This is a genomic window from Methanolobus sp. WCC1, from assembly GCF_045690315.1.
Taxonomy (GTDB): Archaea; Halobacteriota; Methanosarcinia; order Methanosarcinales; family Methanosarcinaceae; genus Methanolobus; species Methanolobus tindarius.
Window position 1 is genome coordinate 2,695,190 of record NZ_CP146979.1, and the last position, 24,642, is coordinate 2,719,831.

The following is a 24,642-nucleotide window of genomic DNA, read 5'->3' on the forward strand; positions in this document are numbered from 1 at the left end:
TAAATAGTTTGTCCTGAAAAAGAGAAAAACTAGCAGCAATGTTTATACCATAGAAAGTAGTCTCAGGATTATTCAATAGGACATGAAATGAGGTTGGAATTGCCAAAACAATTATATGTTTTGAGCATCATGTAAGCAGCCTATTATCCTAATTACATATTACAATCATTCAGGTGAAAAATAATGGCAAGATTTCCAGAAGCTGAAAACAGAATACTGATTAAGAAGATCTGTATGGACTGCAATGCCCGCAATGCAGTACGTGCAACAAGATGCAGAAAATGCGGCGGCAAAAGCCTGCGCATGAAATCCAAGGAATCAAAGGGTGGCTGATCGTTCTCATGCAAGTGGAAGAGTACCTTGATAAGATCGCTGAAAGCGAAGGTACAGTTCACTTGACACTTATCGACCCGGCATCACAGACTCCGGATCAGGCTGCAGAGATAGCTCATGCAGCTGCACTCGGAGGAACAGATGCTATAATGGTCGGTGGTTCCACTGGAGCCGGAGGAGTGTTGCTTGATCAGACGCTCCTTAAAATAAAAGAGAAAACAGATAAGCCTACAATATTATTCCCGGGAAATGCATCTGGTGTCAGCAAGCATGCTGATGCTATATTTTTCATGAGCTTACTCAATTCCCGAGATATAAATTACATCACCACCAATCAGGCAATGGGTGCCCCGGTTGTTTACAAGAGTGGAATTGAACCCATCTCCATGGCATACATTATAGTAGAACCAGGAGGAACTGTTGGATGGGTAGGTGACGCTAAGCTCATACCAAAACGCAAACCGGAACTTGCGGTGGCATATGCACTGGCAGGAAAATATCTTGGTATGCACTATACCTATCTTGAAGCAGGATCTGGTGCGGACTCACCAGTAACTCCGGAAATGATAGGTGCTGTCAAACACGTCCTTGGAAACAACAAGTTAATAGTTGGCGGGGGAATACGTGACGGTGAGACTGCAAAAATGTGCGCCCTTGCCGGAGCGGACATGATTGTTACAGGAACTATTCTGGAAGAGAGTTCAAACGTCACTGCTAAGATAGAAGAGCTGGTTTCAGCCATAAAGAAGTAATTGAAGGATTTTCCTTTTCTACAGATATTAATTGTCTATATTTATCTATTATTTACCTTCAGACCGAAATAACCCATGGAGGTTTGGCAATGCTTGAAGTGCAGAATATCGTAAAAGAATACCAGTTAAATGGTGAAAAAAAAAGAGTTCTTGACAATGTCAGTTTTAATGTTGCAGACGGTGAGATAATTGGAATTACCGGAAAGAGCGGCAGTGGGAAAACTACTATTTTGAAGATACTTCGTGGTATTGAGGACTTTGATTCCGGGTACTTTGAGCTTAATGGTGAAAGAATAGAACCAAATCCCGAAAGGGAAAAAGTCAAATTCCTGACACGTAACAGTGCTATACACCTTCAGCGCAATTTCGGGCTCTGGAACGGACCTGCTATTGAAAACATTGTACGTCGGCTGAACTTTCTGGCAGAAGGCCATGAAGGATTACCGGAACCAGAATCACTTCATTATGAAGGGATCTATGAAGAAGCAATGTACTACATGAGCCTTGTCAGGCTTGAACATAAAGCAAAACATTCATCCAACCTGTTAAGTGGTGGCGAGAAACAGAGACTCATACTTGCCCGCCAGCTTGCAGCAAAACCAAAACTTCTACTCCTTGACGAACCGGTAACAATGACTGACCCCGGTACTAAACAGGAGATGCTTGATGTAATAAAAGACATCAGAAAAGAACTTAATATTCCTATTATTGTTGTTTCACATCTTCCGGAAATCCACCTTTACCTTGCAGACAGGGTTGTTTACCTTGAAGAGGGAAAGGTCGTTGAAACAGGAGAAGCGAAAGATGTGCTGAAACATTTCCTCAAAGATATTAAAGAGCAGACTCCTCTGGCAGAAATTACAAGCAAAGAACCTGTTATAAAAGTAAGAGGACTTTCAAACCGTTTTGCACTCCTGCGTGTAGGAGAAGTCCTGAAATTTGAAGACCTTTCCCTCGATATTAACAAGGGAGAGATTACTGCACTTATCGGACCATCAGGTTCCGGAAAGACAACATTGCTTAAAATGATAGAAGGCCTCAGGGTCCCTAAAGAAGGAGAGATCACTTACCTGCACGAAGGAAAGTGGCTCAATATTATCGATTTTACCATACAGCGCCTGGATCTTCGCAGAAAGATGAGCACTATGCACCAGGAATTCACACTGTCACCCCATTCCACAATAAGAGATCAGCTTGCATTTAAACTTCGTCTGAAAGGTGAAGGTTCTCTGGACTATGCAAGACAGAAAGCTGCTGAATTAGGGATATCTGATGAGAAGCTCGATACTCTATACAGAATTACAGAAGTTACCGAGGAAGAAAAGGATAAGACGCTTCGTGAGATTGGTTTATCCATAGATGTTTACGCAAAACTCTTCCCTACAATCACCAAAGGCACAGTTGACACACAGGCTGCAGAGATTTTTGAAACCCTTGACCTTCCAATGTCAATTCTGGACAAAACACCATACCAGATTAGTGGTGGAGAACACGTCAGAGCGTATATCGCACTGGCACTTGTTACAAGTCCTGAAATACTCATGCTTGACGAACCATTCGGTGACCTTGACCCTGTAACACTCAGGGATGTGACCAATTCCCTGAAAAACATTAACAGGAAATTCGGCACTACAATTGTGTTTGTAAGCCATCACACCGATTTTGTGAGAGAAGCTGCACACAGGGCTATTCTTCTGGATGATGCAGAAATTACAATGGGTGGAAATCCTGATGATGTTTGCCAGAAGCTCATAGAAATGAGCCATGCAAAATATCTCGAGCATGACCTGCACGAACTTGTAGATAATTAATTACAATGGCCTACGGGCCAGTTCTTTTTTTCTTGTTGGCAGTTTTCCAGACGTAGTCTTTTTTCAGAACAAGATTTTTATTCTAACACCTGCTAATTAATCATTGGAGGTTTAAAATGAAAGACGTTACAGACATCACAGAAGTCATGAAGAAAGTCGGTCTTTTTGGAATTGGCTTATGGGCACTGACGGAAGAGAAAGTTCAGGACATTACTGATGATCTTATCGAAAATGGGGAGATCAAAAAGGAAGAAGGTAAAAAGTTTGTCCGTGAAGTAATGGATGAACAGAAAAAGCAGAAGGAAGATATTGAGAAGAAGATCTCATCAAAGGTTCAGGAAACCCTAAACAAGGCAGATGTTGCAACCAAGGATGAGGTAAAGGAACTTAAGGATATAATTTCAAGTCTTGAGGCAAAGATAGACAAACTTGTAGACTCTGACAAGGAAAAAGATCTTTAAACCAAAAAGGAGGAGTGCCCTTCAGCAAAGACAACAACCTCTTTTTAAATTTCTCAAAGGCACTTTATTCTTTAACCACTGAACACAGGGAAGGAAATCCTGAAGCAATAGTGGAGGAGTGGAGCTTTTTTCCACTCAGCCCCTGTACAGGCGATGTTCTTGATATTACAGGAAAGACAGAGCCAGGGGAAACAATCACAATGGCAGTTGTATTTTCAATAACCGTACCGGTTAGCGATAACAGATACGAACACCTGTTTGAGAAAGTTGGAATTCCTGGAGGAAGCAATAGTTTTCAGGTCGTGGCTCAGAAAGTACACGATCTTAATTTTATTGTGAGAATGTTTGTTGACTTCAAACGCAGTTTCGATGCAGATAACGGAGTTGCACAGTTCTACGAAAAAAATGTACCTCATGGGAATTATGAAATCGTCATCAATGGAACTGCCATAGAAGGGGAAAGAGATGTGAGACTGGATTTCCTGGCAACCCAGACAATTAAAGCTGATGAAGCAGGTAATTTTCATCAGAAATATGACACCTGCACTTTACCGGAAGGTGATTTCACAGTAAAGGTAGGCAATCGTGAAAAAGTGATTAGCCTGTCAGATGGAAATAAAGAATAATGAAGATAGGAAAAAATTAAGAAAAGGGGATTATAATCCCTTTGAGATCATCAGCTTGATGAAATCCGTAGATTCCATTACAGGAACACTGTCAATCAGGCAGACATCAGACCATGGAATATTGAATTCTGCATATGCTTCGTTGTTTTCAGCCTCGTAAAGTATGAAATAACGCCCTCCGTTGAGGTCTACCCACTGGTTGATTATAGTAATTCCTGCAGGTGGTCTGAGATTCTTGAAATGTTCAATTACCTTTTCATTATCCTGTGGATCCCATGTACTTATATCGAAAAATAACATCTTTTCTCACTCCATTTATGTGGCTAATTAACCAGTTTATTGCTGGCAAACATAATCGGATTTCAGCAATTATATAACTGTCCCTTTAATTTAAGAAAAGAGGAGTGGCTGATGACCTGGAAGAATATTGTAATAAATTGCATTATGCGATAATTTAATAATAAAGCCAGTACAATTGAATAATACATCTAAATATAAAAATCGAAGTTAAGGGACTCATGAAACAGAGAAAGATCCACAGATACTCAATGATCAGAAGATACGGCAAGATAGTTGATGCACTCATAAAATATGAATTTGGTTACATCGTTGACCGAATGGGACTTCGCAATCTCAGGCCACTTAGATCGCGTATCAGAAGACAGGAAAAAGTTCTCAAGGACACTGATACCGGACCGATGAAAGCAAGGATGATGCTCGAAGAACTTGGCCCCACGTATATCAAGCTTGGACAGATACTCAGCATGCGTCAGGATCTTATTCCTCCTGAGTATGCAAATGAGTTTTCAAAACTCCAGGACGATGTACAGCCATTTGAAATGAATGAAGTGGAAAAACTCATCAGAGCAGAACTTGGTTCTGAAATTAAAGATATTTACCAGTATTTTGAACCGGTACCCATTGCAGCGGCATCAATAGGACAAGTACATCGTGCAAAACTAATAAGTGGCGAAGATGTTGTTGTAAAAGTCCAAAGACCAGGCATCAGGAAAATAATTAATTCAGACCTGGACATCATGTACAGTATCGCGTCTTTTGCAGAAGAACATCTTCCGGAAGCGAAACTCTATCAGCCAGTTGGAATTGTAGAGGAGTTTGAACGCACCATAAAGGCTGAAATGGATTATACCCAGGAAGGCAGAAATGCGGATCATTTTGCACGTAACTTCAGGGATGATCCGAGAATATACATTCCAAAGGTCTACTGGGACTGCACCAGTGCAAAAGTACTCACACTTGAATTCATTGATGGGGTAAAAAGCAGCAATTTTAAAGAACTTGACCGCATGGAAGTTGACAGACGGGAAATTGGAATCGATGTCCTGAAAGCTTTCATGAAACAGATATACGATGATGGTTTTTTCCATGCAGACCTTCATCCCGGAAATATATTCATAATGAAGGATAGCAGGATTGCACTTCTTGACTTTGGCATGGCAGGGTTCCTGTCCCAGGATATGCGCAACCTCCTAATCGATGACCTGATAGCCCTTACAAGAGGAGATACAGTACTTTACATAGAGCTTCTCAGGGAACTGGGTTCAATTGATGAAAACACCGACCTTTCAGCACTCAAAATAGATATTGATCAATTGATATACAAGTACTATGGCAGGCCACTTGGACAACTGGATACTGCATTGATACTTGAAGAAATGATAAATCTCCTGAGAAAATACCAGGTGAGAGTGCCTTCCAATGTTGCACTGCTTTCCAAGGGAGCGATGACCGCTGAAAGTTTTGGAAGCCTTATGGACAGGGATATCAACCTGACAATAATCGCAGAGCCTTTTGCAAAGAAAGCAATAAAAGACAGACTAAGACTTACTAACATTGCAGGAAGTACTTTCAGGGACGCAAGCAACTGGGCAAGAGTACTTCACAAAGCACCCATACAGATAGGGCATATACTTGATATTGCTGAAAGAGGCTACCTTAAACTGCGTTTTGACCCGCAGGGATTTGACAGGGTCGTATCTGAAATAGATGCTGCAAGTAACCGGCTTTCGTTCAGTCTAATCATTTCAGCCATAATTGTTGGTTCATCATTTATCATACAAACCGGCATGGAGCCACACATATGGGGAGTCCCCCTGCTTGGAGTTATCGGGTTTCTCATGGCTGGATTTTTGGGAATGTGGCTTGTTGTTTATATCCTGAGGACCGGAAGAATATAAGAGGCAAGAAGAAATATTTATCGCACATCTTAAATAGACAAAAATATAACTATACGCCGTTGAAGAGTCCTTCAATAACATCTTCGGGTGAAAAAATGACAGATCCAAACGTTGAAAGAAAGCTTGTTGAAATCATGCGCATCATTAATGAAAGCGACAAGCCTTTAGGTGCACGCCTTATTGCTGATGAGCTCCATAACCGTGGTTATGCAATTGGAGAAAGGGCCGTCAGGTATCATTTGCGGATACTGGATGAAAGGGGCTTTACCAAGAAGCACGGATACATCGGGCGCACCATAACTGAACGTGGAAAGAAGGAACTCAATGATGCCCTTATCAGTGACAGGTTCGGTTTTGTCATCACAAGGATAGAAGAGCTGATCTATAAGGCAGATTATGACCTCGAAACAGGCAAGGGAAATGTAATAGTCAACGTTACAAATATAGACAAAGATGACTTTGACAATGCCACTGACATTATAAAGTATGCCATGGATCATGGTGCCACTATCAGCCCGAGAGTTGGGATTATTGAAGAGGACACTGACCTTGATATTTACGTCCCCGACGGAAAAGTGGCCATTGCAACCGTGTGCAGTATTACATTTGACGGCTTGCTCCTTAACAATGGAATTCCTGTAGTACCGGTTTTTGGCGGTCTTATGCAAATGGAAGATTACTCTCCTGCAGGTTTCCTGGATCTTATATCATATAGTGGGACATCAATTGACCCCATCAAGATTTTCCTGAGAAGAAAAGCAACATCCATTCTTGAAGCTATTGATACCGGCAACGGGAAGATGCTTGCTAATGTTCGCCAGATCCCTGCATCAGCCGCCACAAGAGCCGAAGAACTTCTTAGTGTTGCAAGCAAACACGACATTTCCGGTCACCTGACAATAGGAGATCCGGGAGAAGATGTCCTCTACGCACCTATTGAAAGAGGAAAGATTGGAATCCCTGTAATGGTTGGAATTAATTCTGTTGCCGCTGTAGAGGAAGCAGGCATAAATGTAGAGACTCACCCTGTTTCTGCAGTTATGGAATACAGCAAGATGAAGAAACTTTGAAGAACGGGGGTTTGTTCTTTATCTTTTATTTGTTGCAGTTAATTTTATAACTGCATAAATTACCAGACTTGCATCAGATTTTTAAATATAATTGGTTTTTCAATTTTGGATTATTGGAAAATACCTGTTCCTTAAAAAATTTTATAAATTTAACGATATTAAAGTCTTGCCCCATATAAATAGTAAATGAGGATAAGTTGCACGAAAAATGGGGAACTCTTTTTATATTACTTAGTGATAAAAATATATAATGTGTGGGATTTGCTATTTTCATAGCTAATTTAGGCGACAAACGCGCATTACTTATAGAATTATTTATGAAAATTTGTACTAAAAACTATAGTGTTGTCTGCACAAACCAAATAGTTTAAATAGTATGAAGTCTACACATAGCATCCGTCTTCCTAAGAAGACGAAACAAAGGTGTTACTCATGTATGGAATATCACAGAAACTCAATTCAAAGATGATCTGGCAGGTTTTACTGCTAATGAGCGTCATATTTATGGTATTTATAGGTCCAGCATCCGCTGAAACAATGGAAGAGAACGCAGCAGCTATTGCAGATCTTCAGACAGCACTCACATTTATGTGGCTCCTGATCTGTGGTGCAATCGTGTTCCTGATGCATGCAGGTTTCTCTCTGGTAGAAATCGGTCTTACCAGAACAAAGAACACTGCTAACATTCTCATGAAGAACTTCATGACAATCTCACTTGGTATCATTGTTTACTGGCTTGTTGGCTGGGGAATAATGTACGGTGCCGATGCAGCAGGAATTCTCGGTACTGACCAGTTCATGTTAATGGGCGCAATGGACAACGCAACATGGAACGGATGGTGGTTCCAGATGGTCTTCGCAGCAACCGGTGCAACAATCGTATCAGGTGCAATGGCTGAGAGGACTGATTTCAAGGCTTATCTTATTTACACAATCGCTATGGTAGCTCTCATTTACCCTGTATACGGACACTGGGTATGGAGCGGTTCAGGAATTCTTACAAGCGGATTCCTTGTTGATGCACTCGGTGCAGCACACCACGACTTTGCAGGATCAGGTGTAGTACACTCAATTGGTGGATACTCAGCACTTGCAGGTGTATTACTTGTAGGACCAAGGATTGGAAAGTTCAAGAACGGAAAGGCACAGGCAATTCCAGGTCACAGTCTTCCACTCGCATTCCTTGGTACACTTATACTGGCATTCGGATGGGTAGGATTCAACGGTGGTAGTACACTCGACGGAAATGATCCATTTGCAAACCTTGTAATTGTTAACACATTCCTTGCAGCAGGTGCAGGCGCAATCATGGTAATGCTCATCACCTGGATGAAGACAGGAAAGCCAGACCCATCACTTACTGCTAACGGTATGCTCGCAGGTCTTGTAGCAATCACAGCACCTTGTGGTTCAGTTACAAACGGAGCATCAATTGTAATCGGACTTATCGCAGGTATAATAGTATATGCAGGCGTAATGTTCAATGAGAATGTCCTTAAGGTCGATGACCCTGTAGGTGCAATCGCAGTTCACGGATACTGTGGTAGCTGGGGACTTCTTGCAGTAGGTATCTTCGCACTTGGAACTGGTGACGGTTCAATGCTCGCAACTGCAGCATACACAGCTGAAGGCGCAGGACTCCTCCACGGCGGATACGCACAGTTCATGATTCAGCTTGCAGGTGTAGTACTCAGTATACTCTGGGCATTTGTAATCTCATTCATAATCTTCAAGATACTCGATGTAGTAGTAGGACTCCGTGTATCAGAAGAACACGAGATTGCCGGACTGGATGAAGTTGAGCACGGAATCAGTGCATACCCAGAATTTATGATCCTGAAGGAGTGATGTTATATGATGAAGATAGAAGCAATCATAAGGCCAACAAAGATCCATGAAGTCAAGGATGCCCTTGATGAAGCTGGATTTGAAAGTGTCACAGTGACCGATGTAAAAGGTCGCGGAAAGCAGAAGGGTGTAATGCAGCAATGGAGAGGACGCAAGTACTGTGTCGATCTGCTGCCAAAAATAAAGATGGAAATGGTAGTCGGTGAAGATGATGTCGATAAGGTAGTAGACATTGTAATGAAGACTGCAGCAACCGGATCAATTGGAGACGGTAAAATCTTTATCACCCCTGTAAGCAAGATCATCAGGATCCGTACAGGAGAAACAGACGGAGAAGCACTCTAAGTGCTCTCTGCCTTTTTTATTTTTAACATTAACTTTACGACTAATCTAAAACAATCACCGTGAGCCCCGGGAATTCAACATATACCTATTGTAAAAGGATTCTGCAGTCCAGTTGTCACAATATAGCACTTCCATAGTTTCGGGGCTCTTCCCTAAAAAGAATTAATTTTAAATAGCTTTTTTGATAGTTTTTCTCAAAAATAAAATCAAAAGAATAATATATAAATATGTAATATGTATTGTTCGTGATATTTTTGACGGGGAAGGATAAAATACTCATAGTAGACGATGAGAAGATCAACATTGCTGTTCTTACATCATACCTGACAGATAATTATGATATAATTGCAGCTTCTACTGGCGAAGAAGCACTAAAAATAGTGAAAAAGGAAGAGCCGGATCTGATCTTACTTGATGTTGTCATGCCGGGAATGGATGGTTTTGATGTATGCAGAACCATCAAACACGATTATAAACTTGATTTTATACCTGTTATAATGCTTACAGCCCTTACTTCAAGAAATGACCACCAAAAAGGTATAGAAGTCGGTGCAGATGATTTCCTGAAGAAACCTGCTGACAGGTTTGAACTTGACAAGAAAATCACAGCACTTCTGCGTATCAAAGAACAACACGATTTACTCCTGCAAGACCGCAATAAAGCATACGAATACCTGGATTATGTTGGCGTATTAATTGCTGTCCTGGACAGAGACTACAAACTCATTCATATCAATCAGAAAGGCGCAGATATCCTTGGATACAACAGGAACAATATTATCAGCAGGGACTGGATAGATCTTATCGTTTCTGAGAGTTATGCAAGCCTTGTAAAGAAAAAATATGATAGGCTTTTAGATGGCATTATGGATGAACCTGAATGCTCAGAATATCCTATAATGACTATTACACGTAAAGAGAAACTTTTCAAATGGCACTATTCAGTCCTGAAAGATGCTAAAGGAAATATCACAAACATACTGATTTCAGGAGAAGATATTACCGAAAAGAGAAAGGATGAGATTAAACTCATAGAATATGCAAAAAAACTCCAGAAATCCAATGAAATAAAAGACCTTTTTACCGATGTTCTTCGCCATGACCTGCTAAACCCTGCAGGACTTATTAAATCATTTACAGAGCTTCTTGAGGAGACAGCAACAAGTGAAAAACAGAAACTTCTCATCGAGAACATTAAAAAATCAAATCTCAAACTTACAGATCTTATAGAGAATGCAGCCAAACTCGCTAAACTTGAATCAATTGATGAGATGGCATTTGTCAGAACCGATATTGCTTCCATGGCAGAAACTACATTATGTTCCTTCGAACAGAGTCTGAATAGCCACAAAATGAAATTAGTATTTGAAAAAAGCGAAACATGCTTTGCATTTGCCAATCCCATGATTGAAGGTGTATTTACAAACCTAATATCAAATGCAATCAAATACAGCCCCGATAACACCACTATTACTGTGAAAATAGAAGACTTTGCGGACAAATGGAAGGTCTCTGTCGCTGACCAGGGTGATGGCATCCCTGACGCTGACAAAGAGGCTGTATTCACACGTTTTAACAGGCTGCACAAAGAAAATATCAAAGGCAGTGGGATAGGACTTGCTATTGTAAAACGAATCATGAATCTTCATGGAGAAAAGGTTGGAGTTTTTGACAATCCGGAAGGACATGGTAGCATCTTCTGGTTTACCTTAAAAAAAGCATATAAAGTGGGACAATTCCAAGAATAAGCAAAAGTAAACCACAATTAGAAATAGGTTTAAATATAAAGACCTAGTACATAGGGTTCCGTTAGTATCCTAACAAGCATAAAACCTGCTTCCTAAAGCAAACAAAAACGAAACACATACACCCTGCAATCGTGGTAGACCAGCCATGAGAAAAACGTTCGCAGGGAAATGGTGCCTAACTACCTCTTAGGTGACAGGTCCGCTCTGAACACAGCTCCGGAAAAATCAGAGCGCACCTGACTTTTTTAAAAGTTTAAATATATAATACATAACGAATATTGCCTTAACTCTTCAGTTTATAGCCTTTATTGAAAAGGTCAGATATTACAATATATAAGTGTTTGCCAAAATGGGACAAAAAATACGAATATTCCCTGAAATGGACAAAGAACCTGCACTTACTAATAAAAAATAGGTAGTGCATAAATATGCGCTATAGATACTGTTTTTAACTAAAGTATGAAAAATAAATAAAAGTAAATTGGCGATAGTCTTATATATTGGAACATAGTACATAGGATTCCGTTGTACGATACAAAACAACGCAGCTCCAATAATTAACACAGTCGTACAACAAACACAACAAAAAAACACATCAAATAAGTACAGAAGGAAAAGACCATGCGACAAGTAGCAATATACGGAAAGGGCGGAATCGGAAAGTCAACAACAACTCAGAATTTGACCGGAGCACTCGCCACCATGGGCAAAAAGATACTGTTAGTAGGATGTGACCCAAAGGCAGACTCTACAAGAATGCTTCTCGGAGGTCTTAACCAGAAGACAGTACTCGACACCCTCAGATCAGAAGGCGACGAATCCATCGAACTCGACAAGCTTATCCAGCCAGGATTTGGCGGAATCAAGTGTGTAGAATCAGGAGGACCAGAACCAGGTGTCGGTTGTGCAGGTAGAGGTATTATCACCTCAATCGGACTCCTTGAAAACCTTGGTGCATACGAAGATGAACTCGACTACGTTTTCTATGACGTACTCGGTGACGTAGTATGTGGAGGTTTCGCAATGCCAATCAGAGAAGGAAAGGCACAGGAAATCTACATTGTAGCCAGTGGTGAACTTATGGCAATCTATGCAGCAAACAACATCTGCAAGGGTATCCAGAAGTATGCAAAGGGAGGCGCACGTCTTGGTGGAATTATCTGTAACAGTAGGAATGTAGATGGAGAACGTGAACTTCTCGAAGCATTTGCAGAAAGGCTTGGAAGTCAACTCATTCACTTCGTACCAAGAGACAACATTGTACAGCGTGCTGAGATCAACAGAAAGGTTGTCATCGAATTTGACCCGGAGAGCCAGCAGGCAAAGGAATACATGACACTTGCTCAGAACATTGACAACAACGAGTTGTTTGTAGTTCCAACACCACTCGATATGGAAGACCTCGAAGCAATGATGGTAGAATTCGGAATAATTGAAGTATAATTACAATATCTGAGGTGAAAAACTATGCAGATGATTCGTGCAATAATCAGACCGGAAAAGGTAGTTGATGTTGTAGACGCACTTGAAAAGGAAGACTTTGTATCCCTTACTAAGACCGATGTATTCGGAAGAGGAAAGCAGAGAGGTATCCACACAGCAGATTTACAGTTCAATGAACTTCCAAAAACAATGCTTATGTTAGTAGTTGAAGATGCTGACAAGGACAAGGTCCTTGAGATAATCAAGTCATCAGCTCACACAGGAAAGTACGGAGACGGTAAGGTCTTCGTGAACCCAGTAGAAAACGCATACACAATCCGTACAGGCGCAAGCGGACTTTAAATCCGGAGGGATTTTTAAATGAAGGAAATAACGGCAATCATCCGCATGAACAAGGTGCACAAGACACTTGATGCCCTTGATGGATGCGGTTACCCCTCTTTCACCGTAGAAAAGGTGATGGGCCGTGGTAAGCAAAAGGGATTGTGCTTTGAATTCAATCCTCCACTTCCAGAACAGCCAGAGCCAGAAATGACTCACATACCTTTTGTCCCAAAGCGTATGTTTACGATCGTTGTGAGTGACAATGCAGCTGAGAAGGTAATACAGAAGATAATCGACATCAACCAGACAGGCCATGCAGGAGATGGAAAGATCTTCGTCACAGACATACCTGAAGTTATCAGAGTAAGGACAGGAGAATCTGGAGAAGATACTGTAGGGAGGAATGTAGAATGAGTTCTGAAGTAGAGAAGTCACAGAGCGTCATCGACGAGATGATGAAGGCCTATCCTAAGAAGACTGAAAAGGACAGAAGGAAGCACTTTACAGTAAAGGACTCCTGCGAAACAGAGCAGCACATCGAAGCCAACGCCAAGACCGTACCAGGTATAATGACAAACCGTGGTTGTGCATATGCCGGTGGAAAGGGTGTGGTAATGGGACCTATCAAGGATATGGTTCACATCACACACGGACCAATTGGCTGTGGATACTACACCTGGGGAACCAGGAGAAACATGGCAAAGGCAGAAGATGGCGGCGACAACTACCTGCAATACTGTTTCTCAACAGATATGAAAGAAACAGATATCGTATTCGGTGGTGAAAAGAAGCTCAGGGATGCAATTGATGATGCAATGAGAATCTTCAAGCCTGGAGCTATCTCCATCAATGCAACATGTCCGGTAGGACTTATCGGTGACGATATTGAAGACGTTGCACGTAACGCAGAAAAGGATTATCCAGGATTAAAAGTACTGGCTCTTCGCTGTGAAGGATACAGAGGTGTAAGTCAGTCAGCAGGACACCACGTTGCAAGTAACGTAATTATGGAACAGCTCATCGGTACTGAAGAACTTGAGAACCCAACACCATTTGACATCAATATCTTTGGTGAATACAACATTGGTGGTGACCTATGGGAAATCAAGACGCTCTTTGAGAAGATCGGATACCGTATCGTATCAAGCTTCACTGGAGACGGTTCATACCATAATATATCAAAGGCACACCTGGCAAAGCTCAGTATTCTCCTCTGTCACAGGTCAGTTAACTACACTAACCGTATGATGGAAGAGAAGTATGGAGTTCCATGGCTCAAGGTCAATTACGTTGGTGTCGAAGGAACAAAGAAGACACTCAGGAAGATGGCTGAATACTTCGACAATGAAGAACTCACAAAGAAGACCGAGGAAGTAATTGAAGAAGAAATGGCAAAGATACAGCCAGAACTTGAGAAGTATAAGAACAAACTCCAGGGCAAGACAGCATTCATCTATGCTGGCGGATCCAGATCACACCACTACCAGAATCTCTTTGAAGATCTCGGTATGAAGGTACTTGTTGCAGGATACCAGTTTGCTCACCGTGATGACTACGAAGGCAGACAGATTCTTGACGGGCTGAAGGAAAAGGCATCCAGTGGAATTCTTGAAGACCTCCACTATGAAAGAGATCCAGACTTCGTACCTGCCATCAGTCCGGAACGTATGGAAGAACTCAAGGAAAAGCTTGGTCTTATGCAATATGAAGGAATGCTTCCTGAAATGAAGGATGGTGCTATTATGGTGGATGATCTTAACCACCACGAGACAGAATTCCTCATCAAGGAACTCAAGCCAGACCTGTTCTGTTCAGGTATCAAGGACAAGTACTGGGCACAGAAGATGGGTGTCCCATCCAGACAGATACACTCATATGACTACAGTGGTCGTTACACCGGATTTACTGGTGTGCTGAACTTTGCAAGAGATGTAGACATGGCAGTGAACAACCCAAGCTGGAAGCTCCAGAAGACTCCATGGAAGGGAGAATAAAGGAGGACTGAAAAATGTTAGATTATACACCAAAGGAAGAAGTGGAAAGAAATGCACTGGTTGTTAATCCTGCAAAGATTTGCCAGCCAATTGGTGCAACTTACGCTGCATTGGGTATACGCAACTGTATGCCTCACAGCCATGGTTCACAGGGATGTCTTTCATACCTGAGAATGTGCCTTACAAGACACTTCAGGGAACCAACCATCGGTACAACCAGCAGTTTCTATGAAGGTACTGCTGTATTCGGTGGTGCATCAAACCTCAAGAAGTCACTTGAAAACATCGAAGCTGTATACACACCGGAAGTAGTTGCAATACACACAACATGCCTCTCCGAGACAATTGGTGACGATGTCGGTTCAATGATTGAAGATGTAAAAGAAGAAGAACTCATCGACCCATCAATCAAGCTCTGTGCAGCATCTACCCCAAGTTATGTGGGTTCCCACGTAACAGGTTACGACAACATGGTGAAGTCATTTGTCACAACCTTTGCACAGAAGACAAAGCCAAACGGAAAGCTTAACGTAATCCCTGGTTTCGTAGACCCTGGAGACATTCGTGAAATCAAGAGAATACTCTCCGTCATGAATATCCCTACAATCGTCTTCCCTGACCAGACAGATGTCCTGGACAATGGACTTGGAATGGAAAGAGGACTGTTCGCAAATGGCGGAACACCAATCGGTGACGTAGAAGACAGTGCAAACTCCATGGGTACAATTGCACTCTGTGGAATGGCAGGAGGCGCTGCAGCAAATGTATTCAAGAACAAGTTCAAGATGCCAGTCCAGATCGGTCCTGTACCAATAGGCGTACGCTTTACAGACAGGTTCGTTATGAAGGCAGCTGAGCTTGCAAATGTGGCAATCCCACCAGAACTTGAACAGGAAAGGGCAAGGGTTGTTGACATGATGACAGATGCTCACCCACACTTCTATGGTAAGAAGGTAGCCATATTCGGTGACCCGGACATTATAGAAGGTGTCACAAGCCTTGTGCTTGAAATGGGAATGGAGCCTGTAGTAGTACTTTCAGGATCAATCAGCAAGGCTTACGTTGAAAGAGTCTCTGAAATGGTACATCCACTGTACCCTGACGCACAGATTCTTGACGAAGCTGACCTTTTCACACTCCACCAGATCATAAAGAACGAGCCTGTAGACATGCTGATCGGTAACACCTATGGTAAGCACATTGCTCTTGCCGAGGATATCCCACTGATCAGGGTAGGATTCCCAATCATGGACAGGGCAAACCTGCACCACTTCCCGGTCATGGGATACGCAGGAGCAGCTCGCTTGATTGAGTGGATAGGAAACACTTTCCTTGACATCAAGGACAAGACAGTTCCTGAAGAAGAGCTAGAGGTCGTACAGTAACGACCTCTTCATATTTGAAGAAAAGCCAGAGGTCGCAAAACGGCCTCTGAATAATTTATTTTGGAGTGAGAACATGCCAGACATTACAAGCGTGGTTAACACGCTGGATGAAAGAAAGCCATACATAGAACTGAAGCAGGCAAACAAGGCAGGTGAACTTTCATGTGATAGTACATCTATCGCAGGTTCTATGAGCCAGAGAGCCTGTGTATATTCAGGAGCACGTGTGGCACTTAACCCCGTAACCGATGCAGTTCACCTCGTGCACGGTCCCATTGGTTGTGCAAGTTACACCTGGGATATCAGAGGCAGCCTGTCAAGTGACAAGGAGACCTTCCGTACCAGTTTCTCAACTGATATGAAGGAACTCGATGTTATATTCGGTGGCGAGAAAAAACTTTCAAAGAGCATTGACGAACTGGTCGAGTTATATAACCCACCTGTCATCTTTGTCTATTCAACCTGTATTGTCGGTATAATCGGCGATGATCTCGAAGCCATTTGTAAGGAAGCAACTGAAAGGGTAGGAATACCTGTTATACCTGTTAAGTCAGAAGGATTCAAGGGTACAAAGTCCGATGGATACAAGGCTGCATGTCATGCACTTATGGAGCTTGTCGGAACAAAGGAACCTGAGATCACATCTGAGTACAGGATAAACATTCTTGGCGATTACAATGTGGCAGGAGACGTCTGGTTAGTAAAGCCCCTCTTTGAGAAGATGGGAATACAGGTGATCACTTCTATGACAGGGGATGCGACGGCAGATAGCATCTCAAAGGCACATGGAGCACAGCTGAATCTTGTTCAGTGTTCTGGTTCCATGACATATCTCGCGAAGTGGATGAATAAGGAATTCGGGATTCCTTTCAGAAAGGTCAGCTATTTTGGAATAGAGGATCTTGCAATTGCACTTAGAACAACTGCTGAATTCTTCGGTTCTGAAGAAATGATGAACATTGCAGAAGAAATAATCGAGCAGGAAACAAACAGGATAATGCCTGAAATTCAGGAAATAAGAAGCAGACTTGAAGGGAAGACTGCAGCAATTTACATGGGCGGGGCGGCCAAGGCATTAACATTGATAAAGGGCTTCCGGGAACTTGGAATGGAAGTCGTTATAATAGGAACACAGACAGGAAAGCGTGATGACTACAAGCAGATAAGTTATCAGGTAAAGGACGGAACCGTCATTGTGGATGATGCAAACCCTCTGGAACTTGCAGACCTTATTGTCAACCAGAAGGCAGACCTTATGGTAGCAGGTGTCAAGGAAAGGTTCCTGGCTTACAAGCTTGGTGTTTCTTTCTGTGATTTTAACCACGACAGAACAATTGAATTTGAAGGTTACGACGGTTTCCTGAACTTTGCAAGGGAACTTGACACTTCAGTTAACAGTCCTGTCTGGAAGTACGTTGGTAGTAAGATAGAAGGAGCTTATTCAGAAAGCAGTGGGGCAGACTGCGAAACTGAAGATGAGACAAAGACATCCAACAAGATAACTGGGGAGAGAAGTATGCAGAAGATTGATCCCATTACACTTCAACAGGAGCCAGTGGCATGAGCGAACGCAATTATACTACAGTCAATCCATGTATCATGTGCCAGCCAATTGGCAGTGTAATGGCTTTTAAGGGAATAGAAGATTCAATGGTTCTTTTACATGGGTCCCAGGGTTGCAGCACCTATATGAGACTGCACCTTGCACACCATTTCAGGGAACCTGTGGACATTGGTTCAAGCTCACTTAGCGAAAAGGGAGCTGTGTACGGTGGAAGCGAGAACCTGAAGAAGGGACTTAAGAACCTGATATCACGTTACAATCCAAAGGTGATCGGTGTCTCCACAACATGTCTCGCAGAGACAATCGGAGATGACATTTCACGTATCATCAGTGAATTCAGAGAAGAAGAGGGCGTTGGAGATGAGAGAATAATAATTCCTGTCCCGACACCAAGCTATGAAGAGAGCCACAACAGCGGATACATTAAGGCTGTTGAAGCTATTGTCAAGACATTTACCCTTGATGATTCAAAGAAGGAGATATTCAACAATAAGCTCAATGTCGTGCTTTCAGAGAATATCTCACCTGAAGACACAAGGGAACTTAAGCACGTATTTGACAGTATTGTAGGACAGAACTCATACATACTTCTCCCTGACATCTCTGAAACATTTGATGCTCCTATGACAGGAGATCTTCACAAGATCCCTCCGGGAGGAACAACTCATGCTGATATTGCAGACATGAAGAACAGTGCTGCAACAATCGGACTGGGAATTACCAATGATAACAAAGCGGTCAACTACCTTGAGCAGACTTTTGATATCCCTTCGCAGAATCTGCCCCTCCCGATAGGACTTGAGTACACTGACAGGGTTTTGGCCGCATTGTCTAATATATCCGGGGCAGAAATACCAGATGAGTTCCAGAAGGAACGCGGAAGGCTTATTGATGCCATGGTAGACTCTCACAAGTACGTTTATGGTACAAAGGTTGCTATCTATGGTGACCCAAACAACGTGCTTGGTATGCTTTCACTTGTGCTTGAGAACGGAATGCACCCAATACTTGTGGTTGCTTCCAGCAAGTCTCCAAGATTTGCAGAACAGGCTATGGAAAGAGTAAAGCAGGTAAAGCCAGATTGCGATGTTACAATCCTTGAAGATGTTGACTTTGACACATTCAACGATGCTGTTCAGAAGGCAAAGCCACAGATGATGATTGGCAACTCCAACGGAAAGTATATTGCAAAGGAGATGAACATCCCGTTAATTAGATTCGGGTTCCCAATCCATGACAGAGTCGGTGCCCAGAGGTTACTGACACTTGGATACAAGGGAGCAATGCGCATGCTTGACAGAATTACCAATACAATCCTTGAAGTCGAGGATACTGAATTAGCTGCGAAATGGTCTGAACCGGAAAGCTACGTTCCGCTCGGCGAAAGTAGCTTTCACTCCGCAGAAGCGTGAGGACGAAACCAAGAATGTGTAAAAAACGATGCAGGATTAAAAACGTAAAACCAATCCTGCATTGACTCTTTTTTTATTTTAGAATTATAATCAGATAATTTTTCAACTTAGTTAACCCACACAATCGGTGGTTCTTTTTTAGGTGGTTCTTCAGTCACCCTTAGTTCATAACCGAATACAATAGGTGCAATCACCCTGTAATCAGGTGTAATTCCAAGCTCTTCAAGCAGTTCAGCACTTTCCTGTACAAAACATGCAGAACCTATCCAGCAACTGCCAATTCCCATTGAATGGGCTGCAAGCATCATATTTTCAGCACAAAGGGAACAATCATAGTCCGCAGTTATAGCTGCATTGTTACCAAGGATTATGACAAGTACCGGAGCATCATAAAAAATATTGAATTCTTCCTGAGAAAGATATTTCTTGAAGTCTTCTATCGTTTCACCGGTAGCCTCTTCCAGTTTTGCCAGAAGACGTGGTTTACAATGATCAGAGATACGTGTCATCATTTCACGATTTTTAATTACAACAAAAAACCATGGCTGACTGTTAAAAGCTGACGGAGCATGGATACCTGCATCAATTATTGTATTGATGTCCTCATCACTTACCTCTTTATCCGTATATTCACGGACACTTCTTCTGGTCTTTATATTTTCAATTACTGTATTTTCTGCCACTCCCATAAATTCACTCCCTGTTTCCCCTTTATTCTGTTTCAACTTTTATTTTTTGATTCCAGAAACTCCTTGAAAGAAATCTGCATCAAGCTGTCGGGATCTTCAACATCCTTATGGACGTAGAGACCACACCAGCAACGCTTCATTGCATCATAGTGTTCCCGGTGGAAGGGAATACACGGACACACAAGTTTCATGTCATGTTCCCTTTCGTCCGTAAGTCCCTGGCAAGGACAGAACGGACTTCCTTTTTCCTTTTCGATGTTGACTTCCTGTTCAAGCAGGAATTCAACTAATTCCTCATCGGGACTGAACTTGTATCCCAGAGGGTCTACAACTTTTGAGAACATGGTTCTCAGTTGCTCTTTACGCTTTTTTTCATCCATAGTAGATCAGAGATCCAGTAATGTAGCGTATTTGTCAGGATTGTAACCGACTACAACCTCATCATCAATTTTAACAAACGGGAAAGACATTTCAGCCCCATGTGCAAGACAATCTTCCTTTATGGCTTCCTTTGTCTTAGCATCCGCTTTGTCATAATCAGTATATTCAAAAGGAACTTCATGTTCCCTGAAGAATTTCTTTGCCCTCATGCACCAGGGACAGGTGCTCAGGGTATACATTACCACTTTCTTCATTTACCTGCACCTTCCTTACTTAAATTTACAAAAACACCTTCTTCCATAACCTTGGTTTCATAGATAGGTACCCTGATCTCTTCTGCATCAAGGAATTTGCCTTCACGGACATCAAATCTCCAGTCATGACAGGGACATTTGATCACGTATTGTTCAAGAGTTCCCTTTGACAGAGGACACTCCATATGCGGACACTTGTTGGACATTGCAAAAAAGTCATCATCGACCTTCAGGACAAGCACTTTGTTACCTTCTATAAGTAAAGGCTTCTTTTCGCCGTTACCAAGTTCATCTGCCTTTAGTGCAAATACCCAGTTATCTTCCTGTTTCATAGATATATTCCCGCTATCACACAAGGACAGATATATTTCCGTCCTTAAGCTGTGTTTCATATACATTGACTTTAATCTTGTCTGATGCTACATATGCCCCGGTGCGAAGATCAAAAGTCCAGCTATGACACGGACATTTTATAGAATGGTCCACAAGGATGCCTCCCTGGAGAGGGCAATTCATGTGGGGACAACGATTCTCAATGGCAAATATTTCTCCGTCAACTCGAATCAGGAGGATTCTGTTACCTCCAAGTTCTACGGGCTTCATTTTGCCTTCTTTCACATCAGTTTCGCTTGCAGCTATCGTCCATGAAGTCATTTGTACTCTCCGCTTATACGGATTTAAAGAAGGACAAGTATTTCCCCATCTTCAACCTTGTTCTCAAAGACAGAAAGTTCTTCATCCTTATCTCCGAGATACTTACCGGACCTTATATCATATTCCCAACCATGGCACGGACATTTGAGCACATATCCTTCACTGAAAGTTCCTTTTGATAAACGACAGCCCATATGTTTACATTTTCCGAAAAGGGAATATACAGTATCATTCTTCCTGATAAGAAGTACAGGCGTCCCTTTTACCCTTGCAAACTCCATACTGCCTTCTTTAAGGTCATCGGCTTTTATAGCAAAGAACCATGATTTTTCCGGCATTTATATCTCCCATAAATATTCAGGGATTCAAAAATATAAATAGTTGTCGTGAAATAAAATAATGTAGCAAGAATTATGCCTTGCTACTACTTCTGTCCTGGAAATAACGATATTCTTTCCAGACAAGGAATAAACTTATGATGGCAGCCATGAGGTCTGATATCGGAAATGCCATCCATACTCCTGAAAGGTCAAAGTAATATGGCAAAAGTATTACCAGAGGAATCAGGAACAGAATCTGGCGGCACATTGAAAGGAAGAATGATGGTCTTGCCCTGCCAAGTGACTGGAAAAACGTTGTTCCGATAACATTGAGACCTATCAAAGGACTTGCCAGTACCATTATTCTCAGAGCTGATGTTCCGCTGTTTATGAGATCTGCATCTGTGCTGAACATGCTGAAAAATGTTCCCGGAAACGCCGACAGCAGAATAAAACCTGCCAGTCCGAAGAGAGTTGTAATCATCAATGATTTTTTTACTGATTCATTGACCCTTTCATAGTTTTCTGCTCCGTAGTTATACCCGACAATTGGTTGAAGTCCATGTGATATACCTATTATCGGCATTAATATCAGCATTAAAAGTTTGATTGCTACACCAAATACAGCTATTGAGAGGTCCCCTCCATAAACTGCAAGTACGTTGTTCAGTACCAGCATCATGAAACTGTTGGATGCTCCCATGATAAATGAACCGAAACCAATTACTGATATTTCTTTTATATGCTCAAATTGCGGTTTGAAATTTGCCAGTTCAAGCCTGAGAGGACTTTTTCCGCCAATGTAGTAATATAATAGATAGATAGTTCCTGCAAGTTGTGCAAGTACGGTTGCAAGTGCTGCACCTTTTACACCCATGCCAAATCCGAACATAAGAATGGCATCAAGGAAAATATTGAGGACACCTGAGAATATCATGTTGTTCATGGCAACCTTAGGATTACCTTCGGCCCTTACAAGATTGTTAAGAACAAAACCAAATGTGAATGCCAGTGTTCCCTGCAATATGACAACAGCATATTCCTTTGCGTAGACAAGGTTATCAGCGGTTGCACCAAAGAGATTCAGTATTGTATCTACATTGAAGAAGAACAAGATCTGGAAGAGTATACTGAGTACCAGTGTAAAGGTGAAGACATTACCAAGTGTCCTTTCTGCCTTTTTTACATCTTTTGAACCCAGCATTCTGGATATTACCGAGGAACCGCCTACTCCTATTCCGATGGAGAGTGCTATCATGAGCATCTGGAGTGGGAAAGCGACAGCAACTCCTGCAATTCCAAGCACACTCTGGTCTCCGAGTGCTCTTCCTACAAAGAAGGTGTCTACTAGATTGTAGAATGCCTGGACAAGAAGTCCGATTATTGCCGGTGTGGCAAGCTGCCAGAGAAGTTTATTGATCTTCTCAGTACCTAAAAACTCACTTTTTTCATTCATGATGTTATCCTGATATCAATATTTGTTTTTCATTCAATTTGAGGAATTTATGTCATATTCCTCAAGGGTATTTTTTGTTTTATCGAGGAGCTTTCTGAATATTTGTTCCTCGTCATCTGACAGATCTGAAAGCAGAATGTCATTCCATTCCTGAAGAGCAGTATTAATCGCCGGAACAACTCCCCTGCCTTTGTCGGAAATGAAAACTCGATATATACGCCTGTCATTCTCGTCCTTTTCACGATAGACATAGCCTTCTTTTTCAAGTGCTGTAATGACCCTGGTTGCCGTAGCTTTGCTAAACTTAAGATAGCGTGCCAGACTTTCCTGAGAACACCCATCTTTATGTGAGAGTGTCAGCAAAAATGCAAACATCGGACCTTTCAGGTTGTACGATTCAAGTGAATCCTCAATGTAACGATGATTGTGCGAAAAGATGTATGCGATCTTAGCACCGATTCTTTCAGACTGTTTCATTTTTTGTAAAGTTCCCGTTTTAATTAGTTTCGCGTGAAACTAATTGGTTTAATGTGAAACTAATATATAAAGCTAATCTATATGAAAAATAAAAAAAAAGAAAATATAAGACAATCTGAATGACTATGCTTCAAAGTTATTTAGTGAACCGGCACAATATCAACAAACAAAGAATAAGCATAATTGAAGTGAAACCAGGCGTGGTTTGTGAACTTTCTTCTTCATTTTCAGCAGATTCGTTATCAATGGATTCTTCTATTGATTGAGAAGATTCTTCTTCAGTTGGAGGAATTTCCTCTAAGAGAGCCTCTTCTGTTTGTGCTGGAAATTCCCACACAAACACTACCGGAATACTATTTTCTGCTTCTTTGAAGTGTTCCTGAATTATCTGGTATATTTTATTTAGAGAGGAATCATTGACTTTATCTGGTGTCTCTTTGTTGACTCCCACTTCTATATATCCACTGTATTTTTTGAATCCTAATGACAAAAGAGGACCACCTTGAGAGGCAAAATAAGGTTCCAGTTCGTAGACATTCCGATATTCATGAACTTTTTCTGACCATTCCAGCCATTCATTCTCATCAGCAAATATCGGAACCTCTCCCATGGCAGCTACAAATCTTGAACTATTTTTTGCTTTTTCAAATGCATCCGGATCGTATTCAAATTTCAAATCCTCCTCATCTTCTGCCCACATAAAAACAACGGGAACTTCACTTAAACCTGAATTTTCTTCACAATGAGCTTCGATTTTCTGGTACAACTGATCTATTCTGGAATCGTTGATCTCTCCTTTGTATTCAGATTTCAACTCAACTATTATGAACTCACTGCATGCAAATCCGTACAGAGCTTCATCAAATTTATAATAAGAGAACGAATCAGGAAGATTTGACCAGCAGTCTCTCATTGAGTTCTTCCATTCCTGATCAACCGTATCCGTAAAAGTACCTCTGCTGGCTATGAAATGAGAGTCCTCTGCGTACTCCTCGAATGCTTCAGTTGCAGCACTTGCAAAACCCATTGATACAGACAATAAAGCTAAGGTTAGCAAAGACCACATTCTGTATTTATACCATTTGCACATGCAATTC

General features: G+C 41.7%; 27 protein-coding genes. 17 read left to right on the forward strand and 10 right to left on the reverse strand.

The window, feature by feature from the left end; genetic code table 11:
* Window positions 1-183 precede the first annotated feature (183 nt).
* From V7O61_RS12740 to V7O61_RS12760, 5 genes are all read left to right on the forward strand, one after another.
* The gene (locus V7O61_RS12740) at window positions 184-333 is read left to right on the forward strand and encodes a 50S ribosomal protein L40e (protein WP_023845608.1); all 150 of its coding nucleotides are present in this window, start codon (window positions 184-186) and stop codon (window positions 331-333) included.
* 8 nt (window positions 334-341) lie between these two features.
* Window positions 342-1,085: a geranylgeranylglyceryl/heptaprenylglyceryl phosphate synthase gene (locus tag V7O61_RS12745; protein WP_023845607.1), complete on the forward strand. Its 744-nt coding sequence runs from the start codon at window positions 342-344 to the stop codon at window positions 1,083-1,085.
* A gap of 89 nt (window positions 1,086-1,174) precedes the next feature.
* Window positions 1,175-2,896: an ATP-binding cassette domain-containing protein gene (locus V7O61_RS12750; RefSeq protein ID WP_407281564.1), complete on the forward strand. Its 1,722-nt coding sequence runs from the start codon at window positions 1,175-1,177 to the stop codon at window positions 2,894-2,896.
* Between the two features lie 116 nt (window positions 2,897-3,012).
* Window positions 3,013-3,357 carry a phasin family protein gene (locus tag V7O61_RS12755; protein ID WP_023845605.1) on the forward strand — a complete coding sequence of 115 codons (345 nt, stop codon included), beginning with the start codon at window positions 3,013-3,015 and terminating at the stop codon, window positions 3,355-3,357.
* 14 nt (window positions 3,358-3,371) lie between these two features.
* On the forward strand, window positions 3,372-3,983 hold the full coding sequence (locus V7O61_RS12760; RefSeq protein WP_288070396.1) for a hypothetical protein: 612 nt from the start codon (window positions 3,372-3,374) through the stop codon (window positions 3,981-3,983).
* A 30-nt stretch (window positions 3,984-4,013) separates the two neighbouring features.
* Here V7O61_RS12760 and V7O61_RS12765 read toward each other — a convergent pair whose 3' ends face one another.
* Window positions 4,014-4,283: a DUF3303 domain-containing protein gene (locus V7O61_RS12765; protein ID WP_023845603.1), complete on the reverse strand. Its 270-nt coding sequence runs from the start codon at window positions 4,281-4,283 to the stop codon at window positions 4,014-4,016.
* Between the two features lie 218 nt (window positions 4,284-4,501).
* Between V7O61_RS12765 and V7O61_RS12770 the strand changes: the two genes are divergently transcribed.
* The 12 genes from V7O61_RS12770 (at window position 4,502) to V7O61_RS12825 (ending at window position 19,314) form a co-directional block, all read left to right on the forward strand.
* Entirely contained in the window at window positions 4,502-6,181 is a 1,680-nt protein-coding gene (locus tag V7O61_RS12770) for an AarF/ABC1/UbiB kinase family protein (protein ID WP_023845602.1), read from the forward strand.
* Window positions 6,182-6,276: 95 nt separating this feature from the next.
* The gene (locus V7O61_RS12775; RefSeq protein WP_023845601.1) at window positions 6,277-7,251 is read left to right on the forward strand and encodes a DUF128 domain-containing protein; all 975 of its coding nucleotides are present in this window, start codon (window positions 6,277-6,279) and stop codon (window positions 7,249-7,251) included.
* 432 nt (window positions 7,252-7,683) lie between these two features.
* Window positions 7,684-9,099: an ammonium transporter gene (locus V7O61_RS12780; RefSeq protein WP_023845600.1), complete on the forward strand. Its 1,416-nt coding sequence runs from the start codon at window positions 7,684-7,686 to the stop codon at window positions 9,097-9,099.
* A gap of 6 nt (window positions 9,100-9,105) precedes the next feature.
* Window positions 9,106-9,444, forward strand: a complete 339-nt coding sequence (locus V7O61_RS12785) for a P-II family nitrogen regulator (RefSeq protein ID WP_023845599.1) — start codon at window positions 9,106-9,108, stop codon at window positions 9,442-9,444.
* Between the two features lie 254 nt (window positions 9,445-9,698).
* Window positions 9,699-11,192 carry a response regulator gene (locus V7O61_RS12790; RefSeq protein ID WP_407281563.1) on the forward strand — a complete coding sequence of 498 codons (1,494 nt, stop codon included), beginning with the start codon at window positions 9,699-9,701 and terminating at the stop codon, window positions 11,190-11,192.
* A 621-nt stretch (window positions 11,193-11,813) separates the two neighbouring features.
* Window positions 11,814-12,635 (forward strand): nitrogenase iron protein, encoded by an 822-nt coding sequence (gene nifH, locus V7O61_RS12795; protein WP_023845588.1) that lies wholly within the window; start codon window positions 11,814-11,816, stop codon window positions 12,633-12,635.
* A 24-nt stretch (window positions 12,636-12,659) separates the two neighbouring features.
* A complete protein-coding gene (locus tag V7O61_RS12800) occupies window positions 12,660-12,977 on the forward strand; it encodes a P-II family nitrogen regulator (protein WP_023845587.1) in 318 nt (105 codons plus the stop codon).
* Window positions 12,978-12,995: 18 nt separating this feature from the next.
* Entirely contained in the window at window positions 12,996-13,373 is a 378-nt protein-coding gene (locus V7O61_RS12805; protein WP_023845586.1) for a P-II family nitrogen regulator, read from the forward strand.
* Window positions 13,370-14,953, forward strand: coding sequence for a nitrogenase molybdenum-iron protein alpha chain (gene nifD, locus V7O61_RS12810; protein ID WP_407281562.1), 1,584 nt, complete (start codon window positions 13,370-13,372; stop codon window positions 14,951-14,953). Before V7O61_RS12805 ends, nifD begins: the two co-directional genes overlap by 4 nt.
* A gap of 14 nt (window positions 14,954-14,967) precedes the next feature.
* Window positions 14,968-16,338 carry a nitrogenase molybdenum-iron protein subunit beta gene (nifK, locus tag V7O61_RS12815; RefSeq protein ID WP_407281561.1) on the forward strand — a complete coding sequence of 457 codons (1,371 nt, stop codon included), beginning with the start codon at window positions 14,968-14,970 and terminating at the stop codon, window positions 16,336-16,338.
* A gap of 73 nt (window positions 16,339-16,411) precedes the next feature.
* Window positions 16,412-17,902 (forward strand): nitrogenase iron-molybdenum cofactor biosynthesis protein NifE, encoded by a 1,491-nt coding sequence (gene nifE, locus V7O61_RS12820; RefSeq protein ID WP_023845583.1) that lies wholly within the window; start codon window positions 16,412-16,414, stop codon window positions 17,900-17,902.
* On the forward strand, window positions 17,899-19,314 hold the full coding sequence (locus tag V7O61_RS12825; protein ID WP_023845582.1) for a nitrogenase component 1: 1,416 nt from the start codon (window positions 17,899-17,901) through the stop codon (window positions 19,312-19,314). Before nifE ends, V7O61_RS12825 begins: the two co-directional genes overlap by 4 nt.
* Window positions 19,315-19,421: 107 nt before the next feature.
* Here V7O61_RS12825 and V7O61_RS12830 read toward each other — a convergent pair whose 3' ends face one another.
* The 9 genes from V7O61_RS12830 to V7O61_RS12870 form a co-directional block, all read right to left on the reverse strand.
* Window positions 19,422-20,003 (reverse strand): nitroreductase family protein, encoded by a 582-nt coding sequence (locus V7O61_RS12830; protein WP_407281560.1) that lies wholly within the window; start codon window positions 20,001-20,003, stop codon window positions 19,422-19,424.
* A gap of 32 nt (window positions 20,004-20,035) precedes the next feature.
* Window positions 20,036-20,383 (reverse strand): ferredoxin-thioredoxin reductase catalytic domain-containing protein, encoded by a 348-nt coding sequence (locus V7O61_RS12835; RefSeq protein WP_023845578.1) that lies wholly within the window; start codon window positions 20,381-20,383, stop codon window positions 20,036-20,038.
* Between the two features lie 6 nt (window positions 20,384-20,389).
* Window positions 20,390-20,638 carry a glutaredoxin family protein gene (locus V7O61_RS12840; RefSeq protein WP_023845577.1) on the reverse strand — a complete coding sequence of 83 codons (249 nt, stop codon included), beginning with the start codon at window positions 20,636-20,638 and terminating at the stop codon, window positions 20,390-20,392.
* Window positions 20,635-20,970 carry a Rieske (2Fe-2S) protein gene (locus tag V7O61_RS12845; RefSeq protein ID WP_023845576.1) on the reverse strand — a complete coding sequence of 112 codons (336 nt, stop codon included), beginning with the start codon at window positions 20,968-20,970 and terminating at the stop codon, window positions 20,635-20,637. Before V7O61_RS12845 ends, V7O61_RS12840 begins: the two co-directional genes overlap by 4 nt.
* Before the next feature lie 16 nt (window positions 20,971-20,986).
* Window positions 20,987-21,292: a Rieske (2Fe-2S) protein gene (locus tag V7O61_RS12850; protein WP_288068839.1), complete on the reverse strand. Its 306-nt coding sequence runs from the start codon at window positions 21,290-21,292 to the stop codon at window positions 20,987-20,989.
* A gap of 23 nt (window positions 21,293-21,315) precedes the next feature.
* A complete protein-coding gene (locus V7O61_RS12855) occupies window positions 21,316-21,630 on the reverse strand; it encodes a Rieske (2Fe-2S) protein (protein WP_288068838.1) in 315 nt (104 codons plus the stop codon).
* Window positions 21,631-21,703: 73 nt separating this feature from the next.
* Entirely contained in the window at window positions 21,704-23,068 is a 1,365-nt protein-coding gene (locus V7O61_RS12860) for an MATE family efflux transporter (RefSeq protein WP_407281559.1), read from the reverse strand.
* 33 nt (window positions 23,069-23,101) lie between these two features.
* A complete protein-coding gene (locus V7O61_RS12865) occupies window positions 23,102-23,545 on the reverse strand; it encodes a MarR family winged helix-turn-helix transcriptional regulator (RefSeq protein ID WP_407281558.1) in 444 nt (147 codons plus the stop codon).
* A gap of 136 nt (window positions 23,546-23,681) precedes the next feature.
* On the reverse strand, window positions 23,682-24,635 hold the full coding sequence (locus tag V7O61_RS12870; RefSeq protein ID WP_407281557.1) for a hypothetical protein: 954 nt from the start codon (window positions 24,633-24,635) through the stop codon (window positions 23,682-23,684).
* Between the last annotated feature and the right edge of the window lie 7 nt (window positions 24,636-24,642).

What these genes read in the sequence shown, in the direction of transcription:
- V7O61_RS12845 (WP_023845576.1), bottom strand. Translation starts at nt 20,970, where the DNA reads ATGAAACAGGAAGATAACTGGGTATTTGCACTAAAGGCAGATGAACTT.
- V7O61_RS12855 (WP_288068838.1), bottom strand. Translation starts at nt 21,630, where the DNA reads ATGCCGGAAAAATCATGGTTCTTTGCTATAAAAGCCGATGACCTTAAA.
- nifE (WP_023845583.1), top strand. Translation starts at nt 16,412, where the DNA reads ATGCCAGACATTACAAGCGTGGTTAACACGCTGGATGAAAGAAAGCCA.
- V7O61_RS12775 (WP_023845601.1), top strand. Translation starts at nt 6,277, where the DNA reads ATGACAGATCCAAACGTTGAAAGAAAGCTTGTTGAAATCATGCGCATC.
- V7O61_RS12745 (WP_023845607.1), top strand. Translation starts at nt 342, where the DNA reads ATGCAAGTGGAAGAGTACCTTGATAAGATCGCTGAAAGCGAAGGTACA.
- V7O61_RS12780 (WP_023845600.1), top strand. Translation starts at nt 7,684, where the DNA reads ATGTATGGAATATCACAGAAACTCAATTCAAAGATGATCTGGCAGGTT.
- V7O61_RS12785 (WP_023845599.1), top strand. Translation starts at nt 9,106, where the DNA reads ATGATGAAGATAGAAGCAATCATAAGGCCAACAAAGATCCATGAAGTC.
- V7O61_RS12770 (WP_023845602.1), top strand. Translation starts at nt 4,502, where the DNA reads ATGAAACAGAGAAAGATCCACAGATACTCAATGATCAGAAGATACGGC.
- V7O61_RS12765 (WP_023845603.1), bottom strand. Translation starts at nt 4,283, where the DNA reads ATGTTATTTTTCGATATAAGTACATGGGATCCACAGGATAATGAAAAG.
- nifH (WP_023845588.1), top strand. Translation starts at nt 11,814, where the DNA reads ATGCGACAAGTAGCAATATACGGAAAGGGCGGAATCGGAAAGTCAACA.
- V7O61_RS12805 (WP_023845586.1), top strand. Translation starts at nt 12,996, where the DNA reads ATGAAGGAAATAACGGCAATCATCCGCATGAACAAGGTGCACAAGACA.
- V7O61_RS12850 (WP_288068839.1), bottom strand. Translation starts at nt 21,292, where the DNA reads ATGACTTCATGGACGATAGCTGCAAGCGAAACTGATGTGAAAGAAGGC.
- V7O61_RS12870 (WP_407281557.1), bottom strand. Translation starts at nt 24,635, where the DNA reads ATGTGCAAATGGTATAAATACAGAATGTGGTCTTTGCTAACCTTAGCT.
- V7O61_RS12825 (WP_023845582.1), top strand. Translation starts at nt 17,899, where the DNA reads ATGAGCGAACGCAATTATACTACAGTCAATCCATGTATCATGTGCCAG.
- V7O61_RS12755 (WP_023845605.1), top strand. Translation starts at nt 3,013, where the DNA reads ATGAAAGACGTTACAGACATCACAGAAGTCATGAAGAAAGTCGGTCTT.
- nifK (WP_407281561.1), top strand. Translation starts at nt 14,968, where the DNA reads ATGTTAGATTATACACCAAAGGAAGAAGTGGAAAGAAATGCACTGGTT.
- V7O61_RS12865 (WP_407281558.1), bottom strand. Translation starts at nt 23,545, where the DNA reads ATGAAACAGTCTGAAAGAATCGGTGCTAAGATCGCATACATCTTTTCG.
- V7O61_RS12750 (WP_407281564.1), top strand. Translation starts at nt 1,175, where the DNA reads ATGCTTGAAGTGCAGAATATCGTAAAAGAATACCAGTTAAATGGTGAA.
- V7O61_RS12830 (WP_407281560.1), bottom strand. Translation starts at nt 20,003, where the DNA reads ATGGGAGTGGCAGAAAATACAGTAATTGAAAATATAAAGACCAGAAGA.
- V7O61_RS12840 (WP_023845577.1), bottom strand. Translation starts at nt 20,638, where the DNA reads ATGAAGAAAGTGGTAATGTATACCCTGAGCACCTGTCCCTGGTGCATG.
- V7O61_RS12835 (WP_023845578.1), bottom strand. Translation starts at nt 20,383, where the DNA reads ATGGATGAAAAAAAGCGTAAAGAGCAACTGAGAACCATGTTCTCAAAA.
- V7O61_RS12800 (WP_023845587.1), top strand. Translation starts at nt 12,660, where the DNA reads ATGCAGATGATTCGTGCAATAATCAGACCGGAAAAGGTAGTTGATGTT.
- nifD (WP_407281562.1), top strand. Translation starts at nt 13,370, where the DNA reads ATGAGTTCTGAAGTAGAGAAGTCACAGAGCGTCATCGACGAGATGATG.
- V7O61_RS12860 (WP_407281559.1), bottom strand. Translation starts at nt 23,068, where the DNA reads ATGAATGAAAAAAGTGAGTTTTTAGGTACTGAGAAGATCAATAAACTT.
- V7O61_RS12740 (WP_023845608.1), top strand. Translation starts at nt 184, where the DNA reads ATGGCAAGATTTCCAGAAGCTGAAAACAGAATACTGATTAAGAAGATC.